Source organism: Pseudoxanthomonas sangjuensis, from assembly GCF_010211755.1.
In the GTDB taxonomy this organism is placed as follows: Bacteria; Pseudomonadota; Gammaproteobacteria; order Xanthomonadales; family Xanthomonadaceae; genus Pseudoxanthomonas_A; species Pseudoxanthomonas_A sangjuensis.
In genome coordinates this window covers 98,699-107,982 of sequence record NZ_PDWR01000008.1, presented here as the reverse complement: position 1 = coordinate 107,982, position 9,284 = coordinate 98,699, and the positions used below count along the sequence as shown (strand labels likewise).

At 69.0% G+C, this 9,284-nt stretch carries 13 protein-coding genes and 1 tRNA gene; 3 read left to right on the top strand and 11 right to left on the bottom strand.

What is annotated here, in order from left to right; all coding sequences use genetic code 11:
• Positions 1-2: 2 nt before the first annotated feature.
• The 5 genes from CSC71_RS06180 to rplM all read right to left on the bottom strand — a co-directional run bounded on the left by CSC71_RS06180 (position 3) and on the right by rplM (position 2,836).
• A complete protein-coding gene (locus CSC71_RS06180) occupies positions 3-986 on the bottom strand; it encodes a fumarylacetoacetate hydrolase family protein (protein ID WP_162373481.1) in 984 nt (327 codons plus the stop codon).
• A 62-nt stretch (positions 987-1,048) separates the two neighbouring features.
• Positions 1,049-1,792, bottom strand: coding sequence for a 2OG-Fe dioxygenase family protein (locus tag CSC71_RS06175; protein WP_162373480.1), 744 nt, complete (start codon positions 1,790-1,792; stop codon positions 1,049-1,051).
• A 96-nt stretch (positions 1,793-1,888) separates the two neighbouring features.
• Positions 1,889-1,963, bottom strand: a tRNA-Gln gene (locus CSC71_RS06170).
• Between the two features lie 48 nt (positions 1,964-2,011).
• Positions 2,012-2,404 carry a 30S ribosomal protein S9 gene (rpsI, locus tag CSC71_RS06165; RefSeq protein ID WP_162373479.1) on the bottom strand — a complete coding sequence of 131 codons (393 nt, stop codon included), beginning with the start codon at positions 2,402-2,404 and terminating at the stop codon, positions 2,012-2,014.
• 3 nt (positions 2,405-2,407) lie between these two features.
• Positions 2,408-2,836, bottom strand: a complete 429-nt coding sequence (rplM, locus tag CSC71_RS06160) for a 50S ribosomal protein L13 (RefSeq protein WP_162373478.1) — start codon at positions 2,834-2,836, stop codon at positions 2,408-2,410.
• A gap of 208 nt (positions 2,837-3,044) precedes the next feature.
• Between rplM and coq7 the strand changes: the two genes are divergently transcribed.
• Positions 3,045-3,689, top strand: coding sequence for a 2-polyprenyl-3-methyl-6-methoxy-1,4-benzoquinone monooxygenase (gene coq7, locus CSC71_RS06155; protein ID WP_162373477.1), 645 nt, complete (start codon positions 3,045-3,047; stop codon positions 3,687-3,689).
• A gap of 14 nt (positions 3,690-3,703) precedes the next feature.
• Here coq7 and CSC71_RS06150 read toward each other — a convergent pair whose 3' ends face one another.
• A complete protein-coding gene (locus tag CSC71_RS06150) occupies positions 3,704-4,027 on the bottom strand; it encodes a DMT family transporter (RefSeq protein ID WP_162373476.1) in 324 nt (107 codons plus the stop codon).
• Positions 4,028-4,167: 140 nt separating this feature from the next.
• Entirely contained in the window at positions 4,168-4,962 is a 795-nt protein-coding gene (gene speD, locus CSC71_RS06145; RefSeq protein WP_162373475.1) for an adenosylmethionine decarboxylase, read from the bottom strand.
• A gap of 214 nt (positions 4,963-5,176) precedes the next feature.
• Here speD and crp point away from each other — a divergent pair, with 214 nt between their 5' ends.
• Both crp and CSC71_RS06135 read left to right on the top strand, forming a co-directional pair.
• Entirely contained in the window at positions 5,177-5,863 is a 687-nt protein-coding gene (crp, locus tag CSC71_RS06140) for a cAMP-activated global transcriptional regulator CRP (protein ID WP_162373474.1), read from the top strand.
• Positions 5,811-6,263: a zf-TFIIB domain-containing protein gene (locus CSC71_RS06135; protein WP_343037675.1), complete on the top strand. Its 453-nt coding sequence runs from the start codon at positions 5,811-5,813 to the stop codon at positions 6,261-6,263. The genes crp and CSC71_RS06135 overlap by 53 nt, the downstream gene beginning before the upstream one ends.
• A gap of 30 nt (positions 6,264-6,293) precedes the next feature.
• Here the strand turns inward: CSC71_RS06135 and CSC71_RS06130 are convergent, their stop codons facing one another.
• The 4 genes from CSC71_RS06130 to trpD form a co-directional block, all read right to left on the bottom strand.
• Positions 6,294-7,004, bottom strand: a complete 711-nt coding sequence (locus tag CSC71_RS06130; protein ID WP_162373472.1) for a haloacid dehalogenase-like hydrolase — start codon at positions 7,002-7,004, stop codon at positions 6,294-6,296.
• Entirely contained in the window at positions 7,001-7,795 is a 795-nt protein-coding gene (gene trpC, locus CSC71_RS06125; protein WP_162373471.1) for an indole-3-glycerol phosphate synthase TrpC, read from the bottom strand. The genes CSC71_RS06130 and trpC overlap by 4 nt, the downstream gene beginning before the upstream one ends.
• Before the next feature lie 71 nt (positions 7,796-7,866).
• The gene (locus CSC71_RS06120; protein ID WP_162373470.1) at positions 7,867-8,232 is read right to left on the bottom strand and encodes an antibiotic biosynthesis monooxygenase family protein; all 366 of its coding nucleotides are present in this window, start codon (positions 8,230-8,232) and stop codon (positions 7,867-7,869) included.
• Positions 8,232-9,272 carry an anthranilate phosphoribosyltransferase gene (gene trpD, locus CSC71_RS06115; protein ID WP_162373469.1) on the bottom strand — a complete coding sequence of 347 codons (1,041 nt, stop codon included), beginning with the start codon at positions 9,270-9,272 and terminating at the stop codon, positions 8,232-8,234. Before trpD ends, CSC71_RS06120 begins: the two co-directional genes overlap by 1 nt.
• Positions 9,273-9,284 lie beyond the last annotated feature (12 nt).

Genomic DNA, 9,284 nt, shown 5'->3' with positions numbered 1-9,284 from the left:
GATTACGCCAATGGCTCGATCCGCTGCTCGATCGCGCCGAAGATCGAACGGCCGTCGCGATCCAGCATCTCGATCCGCACCGTGTCGCCGAACTTCAGGAACGGCGTGATCGGCTTGCCGTGCTCCAGCGTCTCGACCGTGCGCTTCTCGGCGAAGCACGACGCGCCCTTCGCCGTGTCCTGGTTGGCGATGGTGCCGGAACCGACGATGGTGCCGGCCGACAGCGGCCGCGTCTTCGCCGCGTGCGCGACCAGCTGGGCGAAATCGAACTGCATGTCGACGCCGGCTTCCGGCGCGCCGAACCACTCGCCGTTGACGTGGGTCAGCAGCGGCAGGTGCAGCTTGTTGCCGCGCCACGCGTCGCCCAGTTCGTCGGGGGTGACGAACACCGGCGACAGCGCCGAGCGCGGCTTCGACTGCAGGAAGCCGAAGCCCTTGGCCAGCTCGGCGGGAATCAGGTTGCGCAGGCTGACGTCGTTGACCAGGCCGACCAGCTTGATGTGCGCGGCGGCTTCCAGCGGCGTCGCCGCCATCGGCACGTCACCGGTAACGACGACGATTTCGGCCTCGAGGTCGATGCCGTAGTCCTCGCTGGCGACCCGAACCGGATCGCGCGGGCCATGGAAACCGGCGCTGGTGGCCTGGTACATCAGCGGGTCGACGTAGAAGCTTGCCGGCACCTCGGCGCCGCGCGCCTGGCGCACGCGCTCGACGTGCGGCAGGTAGGCGCTGCCGTCGACGAATTCGTAGGCGCGCGGCAGCGGTGCGGCCAGCGCGTGCATGTCGAGCGCGAACTCGCCGTCGGCCTCGCCGTCGTCCAGCGCTTGGGACAGGGCCGCGAGCTTCGGCGCCGCGGTTTCCCATTCCTCCAGCGCGCGCTGCAGGGTCGGCGCGATGCCGACCGCACGCACCGCGCGGCCCAGGTCGCGCGAAACCACCACCAGCGTGCCGTCGCGGCCGCCTTCCTTCAACGAACCCAGCTTCATCGCGCCTCCGAGGCGTGTTGTCGAATTCGTTTCAATTGTAATGAAATGCCGGCGGCGAAGGGTCAATCTTCGCCCTGGAAAGCCTTCGCCCGGTAGGTCAGCACCAGCGTGTCGCGGTGTCCGCCGATGGCCGGGTCGAGCGGCTGGATCGGCGTGGACTCGTGGATCACCCGCTGGTCGTCGAGCAACAGCAGCGACCAGGGCTCGGCCAGGGTGAAGCGCTGGCCGTTGGGGCCGTCGGCTTCGAATACCCGGGTTTCGCCGCCCTTGATGCCTTCGCGGCCGACCAGGATCACCGCGACGAAATCGACGCCGTCGCGATGCGCGCCTTCCGGCGTCGGCCGGCCGATGCCGTCGCCGGTATCGATGCGGAACTGGTGCGCCTCCACGTACCACGGCTGCGCGCCTTTCATCGCCGAGCACAGCCCGCCGAGCGCGAGCAGCAGCCGCGGCCAGACCGGCTGCGCGATGGCGGCCGGCGCGATCGGCTCGAACCAGCGGTGCATGCCGCCGTGCAGGGCGTTGTAGTCCAGCGATTGCCAGTGCGCGCGGTGCGGGGCCTGCACGATTCCTTCGCCGTCGACGACGAAGCAGGAATGGCGGCGGCGGCGGTAGCGGCCGCCGTCCTTGAGGTAGTCGTCGGGCGGCAGGCGCTCCCAGCCCGGCCGCAGGATCTCGAAATCGCCGGGGACGCCGCCGCACAGCGCAGCGAGGCCGGACGGCGGCACCACCGCATAGCCACGCGTACGGACGTCGCGCAGGATCGATTGGGCGACGGTGTCGGACGCGGCGTGCTGCGGGCTCATGGCGCGGATTCTACGCCCACGGTACGGGCCCTGCCCCGGACATGCCCCCCCGGAAACGCGAAGACCCGCCGGGGCGGGTCTTCGGGTCTTCGGATTTGGCAGCCCCGGATGGATTCGAACCACCGAATGCCTGAGTCAGAGTCAGGTGCCTTACCGCTTGGCGACGGGGCTATGCAGCGGATTGTAGCGCCGAAGCGAAGCCCCGGCGCAAGCAAACCATTAACGCTTCGAGAACTGGGTGGCGCGGCGTGCCTTGTGCAGGCCGACCTTCTTGCGCTCGACCTCGCGCGCGTCGCGGGTCATGAACCCGGCCTTGCGCAGTTCGGTCTTCAGGCTCTCGTCATACTCGACCAGCGCGCGGGCGATGCCCAGGCGGATCGCACCGGCCTGGCCGGTGGTGCCGCCGCCGCTGGCGGTGACGACGATGTCGAAGTTCTCGGTGTTGTTGGTCAGCTCCAGCGGCTGGCGCACGATCATGCGCGCGGTCTCGCGGCCGAAGAACTCGTCCAGCGGACGGTCGTTGACGGTGATCTTGCCGGTGCCCTTGCGCAGGAACACGCGGGCGGTGGAGGACTTGCGACGGCCGGTGCCGTAGTTTTGGGTGATGGCCATGACTTAGATATCCAGGACTTGCGGCTGCTGGGCGGCGTGCGGGTGCTCGGCACCCTTGTAGACCTTGAGCTTGCGGTACATCGCGCGGCCCAGCGGGCCCTTCGGCAGCATGCCCTTGACCGCGATCTCGATGACGCGCTCCGGATGGCGCTCCAGCGCCTGGGCCAGGGTCTCGGTCTTCAGGTTGCCGATGTAGCCGGTGAAGCGGTGGTACTGCTTGTCGGCCAGCTTGTTGCCGGTGACGGCGATCTTCTCGGCGTTGATGACGACCAGGTAGTCGCCGGTATCGACGTGCGGGGTGTAGACGGGCTTGTGCTTGCCGCGCAGGCGACGCGCGAGCTCGGTGCTCAGGCGGCCCAGCGTCTTGCCGGTGGCGTCGACGAGATACCAGTCGCGCTGGACGGTCTCGGACTTTGCGGTGAAAGTGGTCATGGCGAACTCTGGATTCTCTTGGGGGTACCCGGTCGGGCGGATTCCGGCAGGCGGGACGCCCGGCGGAACTTTGCCACGCGATGTGGTGCGGCGAAAAAGAAGCGGGATGATACCCGCCGCGCCGACTTCGCGCAAGCCACTAGGCCCCGGGTGACCAGCACCGGGCCGCGGCGCGAAAATGGACCCGCCCCCGCCGGAGACCGTCCCGATGGCCCATGTCCGCCAGTTCACCCCGCTGGACCAGCTGCTGGTCGAAGCGCAGCGCGCGCTGGACACCGTGTTCGGCCGGCCCGCCGCGCACCGGCCCAGCCCGGCCGGGTCGACCCCGGACGTCGAACTGGACGCCGCCGAGCGCCGCCATGCCGCCGGGCTGATGCGGATCAACCACGTCGGCGAGGTCTGCGCCCAGGGCCTGTACTTCGGCCAGGCCGCGGTCGCCCGCGAAGCGGAGACCCGCGGGCACCTGCTGGAGGCGGCGCAGGAGGAAACCGACCACCTGGCCTGGTGCGCCGACCGGCTGGACGAACTGGGCAGCCGCCCCAGCCTGTTCAACCCGCTATGGTACGCCGGCAGCTACGCACTGGGCGCGCTGGCCGGCCTGCGCGGCGACGGCTGGAACCTGGGCTTCGTGGTCGAAACCGAACGCCAGGTCGAGGCGCACCTGGACGAACACCTCGAAACCCTGCCCGAGGCCGACCTGCGCAGCCGCGAGATCCTCAAGGTGATGAAGGCCGACGAGGCCCGCCACGCCGACTACGCCGAGCACGCCGGCGCCCGGGCGCTGCCGCAACCGATCCCGGCGCTGATGGCCGCGGCGTCGAAGTTCATGAAGGCGGTCGCCTACCGGCTGTAGCGCGGCGCGCCGATTCAGGCCCGCGGCGCCAGCAGCTGCAGGCCGATCGCGCCCGCCACGATCAGGCCGATGCACAGCAGGCGCAACGGCGCGGCGCTTTCGGCGAACAGCGCGATGCCGACGATCGCCACGCCGGCCGCACCGATCCCCGTCCATACCGCGTAGGCGGTGCCCACCGGCAGCGTCTTCAGCGCCAGGGTCAGCAGCCACAGGCTGATCGCGGCCGCCAGCAGCGCCGCCACGCTGGGCCACAGGCGGGTGAAGCCCTCGGCCTGCTTCAGGCCGATCGCGAACCCGACCGCGAACAGGCCCGCCAGCAACAGATAAAACCACGCCATGTCCGTCTCCATGCCATCGATGGCCCGGAACGAAAACGGCGGCCCGGGTTCGCCGGACCGCCGTCGGTCGTGGATGCGCGCCGTGGCGCGTGCGGGTCGTCCCGCAATCTCGCGCGGATTATAGCGCGTGCGCTGTCGCCTCAGTCGACCAGGTTGCGGCCGTGGTACAGCTCCTCGATCTCGCGCTTCAGCCGCGCCTCGATCTTCATCCGCTCCTTGAACGACAGGTTCTTGGCCTTCTCCTCGAACAGATAGGTGTCCAGGTCGAATTCCTTCAGGTGCATCTTGGTGTGGAACAGGTTCTCCTGGTACACGTTGACGTCGAGCATCTCGTAGCGGGTGCGGATGTTCTTGGCCAGGTAGTCCTGGATCGAGTTGATCTTGTGGTCGATGTAGTGCTTCTTGCCCTTGATGTCGCGGGTGAAGCCGCGCACGCGGTAGTCCATGATCACGATGTCGGACTCGAAGCTCTCGATCAGGTAGTTCAACGCCTTCAGCGGCGAAATCACCCCGCAGGTGGCCACGTCGATGTCGGCGCGGAAGGTCGCGATGCCGTTGTCCGGATGGGTCTCCGGATAGGTGTGCACGGTGATGTGGCTCTTGTCCATGTGCGCCACCACGGCGTCGGAGATGATCTCCCTGCCGGCCTGCTTCTTGTCGATCACCGGCTCCTCGGAGATCAGGATGGTCACCGACGCGCCCTGCGGGTCGTAGTCCTGGCGGGCGATGTTGAGGATGTTGGCGCCGATGATCTCCGCCACGTCGGTCAGGATCTGGGTCAGCCGGTCGGCGTTGTATTCCTCGTCGATGTACTCGATGTAGCGCCGGCGTTCGGCCTCGGACTGGGCGTAGCTGACGTCGTAGATGTTGAAGCTGAGCGCTTTGGTCAGGTTGTTGAATCCCTGCAGGCGCAGGCGCGGCAGTGGCTTGACCACGGCGGTAGTCCCTCTGGGGGCGTCGGAAGAGGGGCGCGATTATGCGGCAAATGCGCCTGCAGCGGTATGTCGGCCAGCCGCCGCCGACCGGCAGATCCGGCGTGCGGGGCGGTTCGGACTGCCTCCGGAGCCCGGTTTGCCGTGGCATGCGGAATAAGATTAAGCTTGGCTTAACTCGCCAAGCTTTGGCCGACACAACGGAAAAGCGTCGTTTATGAGCACGAGTATTCCCCCGTTCACGCCCCTGCGCCCTACCGTGAGTCCCTTGTCTCCTGATCGCAGCACAATCGACCGCTTCCTTGCCCACAGCCACCGCAGGCGCTATCCGGCGCGTGCGGACGTGTTCCGCCCCGGCGATCCGGCCGGCACCCTGTACTACGTGGTCAGCGGCTCGGTCAGCATCATCACCGAGGAAGCCGACGACCGCGAGCTGGTGCTGGGCTATTTCGGCCCGGGGCAGTTCGTCGGCGAGATGGGCCTGTTCATCGAATCCGACAAGCGCGAAGTGATCCTGCGCACGCGCACCCAGTGCGAGCTGGCCGAAGTCGGCTACGAGCGCATCCAGCAGCTGTTCTCCGGCCCGCTGGCCGCCGACGCGCCGAGGCTGCTGTACGCGATCGGCGCGCAGTTGTCGCGGCGCCTGCTGGACACCAGCCGCAAGGCCAGCCGCCTGGCCTTCCTCGACGTCACCGACCGCATCGTCCGCACCCTGTTCGACCTGGCCAAGGAGCCGGAGGCGATGAGCCATCCGCAGGGCACCCAGCTGCGCGTGTCGCGGCAGGAACTGGCGCGCCTGGTCGGCTGCTCGCGCGAGATGGCCGGCCGCGTGCTCAAGAAGCTGCAGGCCGATGGCGCCCTGCACGCCCGCGGCAAGACCGTGGTGCTGTACGGCACCCGCTGATCCCCGCAAGGCCGGTCCCGCCATGGAATGCCCCAAGTGCCATCACCCGATGGAGAGGCTGGCACTGCCCGAGGCCGACGCGCATCGCTGCACGAACTGCCGCGGGATGTGGTTCGGCATGCGCGCGTTCGAGTTGCTGAAGGACCGCGCCGAGGCGATCGACACCGGCGACGCGGCCAGGGGCGAGGAATGCAACAAGGTCGACCGCGGCCTGCCGTGCCCGTCCTGCGACGGCGAGCGGCAACTGATCCGCATGGTCGACCCGATCCAGCCGCACATCTGGTTCGAAAGCTGCCAGAACTGCTTCGGGCGCTTCTACGACGCCGGCGAGTTCCGCGACTTCGCGGAGTACGGGTGGCGGGATTTCATCCGCGACCTGAAGGTCGTCGAGCGCGGTTGACGCCCGGCCGGGGCGCGGCGCGCCCTGCCCCTACGACCCGCCGCGATCCTTGCAGCCCCAGTTGAGGATCGGCGTCCCTTCCGGCAGCGCGCGGCGGAACATCGCCACGTTCTTCGCCTTCGGATTCACCACCACCGGCGACTTCGCCGCCTTCAGCAGCGGCAGGTCGGCGCTGGAACCCGAATACGCCACGTCGATCCCGCCGTAGCCGCGCTCGCGCAGCATGCGCATCTTCTCCTCGCTGTGGCAGTGGCGCAGCGCCATCATCGCGCCGAGGCGCGGCCCGACCTCGGTGCCGATCACCGGCACGTCCTGGTGGGCGACGAAGGCGAGGATCGCCCGCGCCAGCTCCGGCGGCGCGCCGGTGGCGACCACCACGCGGTCGCCGTCGCGGCGGTGCCGCGCGAACACTTCCAGCGCCTGCGGCAGCAGCCGCGCGCGGATGCCCGCTTCGTGCCCGCGCACGTAGCGGTCGATCCATGCGTCGAACTCGCGCGCGCGGCGCAGGCCGAAGGTGCCGATCCACACGTAGCCGGAAATGCCATGGCGGCGCGTCGGCAACCACGCCACCATCGGGCCCAGCAGCGGCGTGGCCAGCAGCGCGGCGAGCACGCGCAGCGGGTTGCGCCTGATCAGCCACGCGAACAGGTGGCTGCCGGAATCGCCGTCGTAGAGGGTGTGATCGAAGTCGAAGACGACCAGCGCCGCGTTCGCGCGCGGTTCGGGGTACCTGTCGCTCATGCGTCGAAGAATAGCGTACGCAGCGCCTCGCCCGGCTCCTCGGCGCGCATGAAGGTCTCGCCGACCAGGAACGCGTGCACGCCGGCGCCGCGCATCGTCGCCACGTCGGCCGGGGCGAGGATGCCGCTCTCGGTGACCAGCAGGCGATCCTTCGGCACCGCGTCCTTCATCGACAAGGTCACGTCGAGCGAGACCTCGAAGGTGCGCAGGTTGCGGTTGTTGATGCCCAGCAGCGGCGCCGGCACCTGCAGCGCGCGCTCCAGCTCGTCGATGTCGTGCACCTCGACCAGCACGTCCATGCCCAGCTGCATCGCCAGGTCCGACAGCTCGGCCAGCTGGAAGTCGTCGAGCGCGGCGACGATCAGCAGGATGCAGTCGGCGCCCAGCGCGCGCGCCTCGTACACCTGGTACGGATCGACCGTGAAGTCCTTGCGCAGCACCGGCAGCGTGCACGCCTCGCGCGCCTGCTGCAGGTAGGCGTCGCTCCCCTGGAAGAAATCGACGTCGGTCAGCACCGACAGGCACGAGGCGCCGCCGAACTCGTAGCTGACCGCGATCTCGGCCGGATGGAAGTCCGGGCGGATCACGCCCTTCGACGGGCTGGCCTTCTTGACCTCGGCGATCACCGCCGGGTCGCCGTGGGCGATCGCCGCATGCAGCGAATCGGCGAAACCGCGCACCGGCGAGGCGTCGCGCACGCGCGCCTTCAGTTCGTCGAGCGGGACGCGGCCGCGGCGCTCGGCGACTTCCCCGGCCTTGCGCGCCAGAATGGTGTTGAGGATGTCGCTCATGGATCAGTAGAGAGTGAAGAGGAGTGAGGAGTGAGGAGTGAGGAGCAGCCAGCGGCAATCCGGTTTTCTACTCACTCCTCGCTCCTCTGCGCTCTCCGCTCGGCATCCCAGCCATAGGCGCGCTCGACCTTCGCCACGCGCAACTCGAAGTGTTCGTACCAGTCGCGCCGTCCCCGTTCGCGCGCGGCCGCGTGCTCGGCGTTCGCCTTCCAGCCGCGGATCGCGTCCTCGCTGTCGAAATAGGCGACGGTGATGCCGAAGCCGTCGCCGCCACGCGCCGACTCGACGCCGAGGAACCCCGGCTGCGTCGCCACCAGCTCGACCATCCGCCGTGCCGCCGCGGCGTAGCCTTCCTCGTCGCGGCCGTTGCGCCGCGACGAGAAGATCACCGCGTAGTACGGCGGCTGCGGCAATTCCGCGAAACCGTTGCCGGACATCACGCAGCCTCCTTCGCCAGGGCCTGCGTGGCGGCGACGAATTCCTGCAGCTTCGCCAGCGCGGCGCCGGAAGCGATCGCCGCGCGCGCGAGCTGGATGCCGTGGGCGATATCGTCGGCGACGCCGGACACGTACAACGCCGCGCCGGCGTTGAGCAGCACGATGTCGCGCGCCGGGCCCGGATGGTTGTCCAGCACCTTCAGCAGCATCGCCTTCGACTCGGCCGGGCCGGCCACGCGCAGGTTGCGGCTGTGCGACATCGCGATGCCGAAATCCTCGGGGTGCAGCTCGTATTCGCTGACCTTGCCGTCGCGCAATTCGCCGACGAGCGTTCCCGCGCCGAGCGAGAGTTCGTCCATGTTGTCGCGGCCCCACACCACCAGCGCGCGCTCGGCGCCGAGTTCGCGCAGCACGCGCGCCTGGATGCCGACCAGGTCGGGGTGGAACACGCCCATCAGGATGCCCGGCGCGCCGGCCGGGTTGGTCAGCGGGCCGAGGATGTTGAAGATGGTGCGCACGCCCATCTCGCGCCGCACCGGCGCCACCGCCTTCATCGCCGGATGGTGGATCGGCGCGAACATGAAGCCGATGCCGGTGCGCGCGATCGAGCGCGCGACCTGCTCCGGCTGCAGCTCGATGTTCGCGCCCAGCGCCTCCAGCGCGTCGGCGCTGCCCGACTTCGACGACACGCTGCGGTTGCCGTGCTTGGCCACGCGCGCGCCGGCGGCGGCCACGACGAAGATCGAGCAGGTCGAGATGTTGAAGGTGTGCGAGCCGTCGCCGCCGGTGCCGACGATGTCGACGAGATGCGTGCGATCCGCAACGTCGACCGCGCGCGAGAACTCGCGCATCACCGTCGCCGCGCCGGCGATTTCGCCGACGGTCTCCTTCTTGACCCGCAGCCCGGTCAGGATCGCCGCGGTCATCGTCGGCGAGACGTCGCCGCGCATGATCTGGCGCATCAGGTCGATCATCTCGTCGCGGAAGATCTCGCGATGCTCGATGGTCCGCTGCAGGGCTTCTTGTGGGGAAATCGACATGGATGCCGCGCC